1 pseudogene is annotated in these 558 nt (G+C 51.8%); it reads left to right on the top strand.

The features are described 5' to 3' along the window. Nucleotides 1-558: pseudogene (locus DW085_RS18835) on the top strand (conjugal transfer protein TraE); the annotation flags it as partial.

Below are 558 nucleotides of genomic sequence, written 5' to 3'. Positions count from 1 at the left end.
AAGCACACCATTACGGAGCTGGATCGTTCCAAGATTGAGGAACAGAAGAAAGCTGTCCGTTCCGGATACGATATGGACATCATTCCGTCAGATTTGGCAACTTACGGCAAGGACGCAAAGGCACTGCTGAAGGAATTGCAGAGCCAGAATGAGCGTATGTTCCTGCTGACCTTTCTGGTGATGAACACCGGCGAGACGGAGCAGGAGCTGGAAACCAATGTGTTTCAAGCTTCCAGTATCGCGCAGAAGTACAACTGCAACCTGCGCCGTCTGGACTTTCAGCAGGAGCAGGGGCTGATGAGCTGTCTGCCGCTGGCACAGAACCTGATTGAGATTCAGCGCAGCATGACTACCAGCAGCACGGCAATTTTCGTTCCGTTTACCACCCAGGAACTGTTTCAGACCGGGAAAGAGGCTCTGTACTATGGGCTGAATGCTCTGTCCAACAACCTGATTATGGTTGACCGGAAAAAGCTCAAAAACCCCAACGGGCTGATTCTGGGTACTCCCGGTTCCGGTAAATCCTTCTCTGCCAAGCGAGAAATCGCCAATGCGTTT

The sequence above is a fragment of the Clostridium sp. AF50-3 genome (genome assembly GCF_003477445.1).
GTDB classification, from domain to species: Bacteria; Bacillota; Clostridia; order Lachnospirales; family Lachnospiraceae; genus Otoolea; species Otoolea fessa.
The sequence above is the reverse complement of the archived record's forward strand: the minus strand, read 5'-3'. Positions and strand labels throughout refer to the sequence as shown.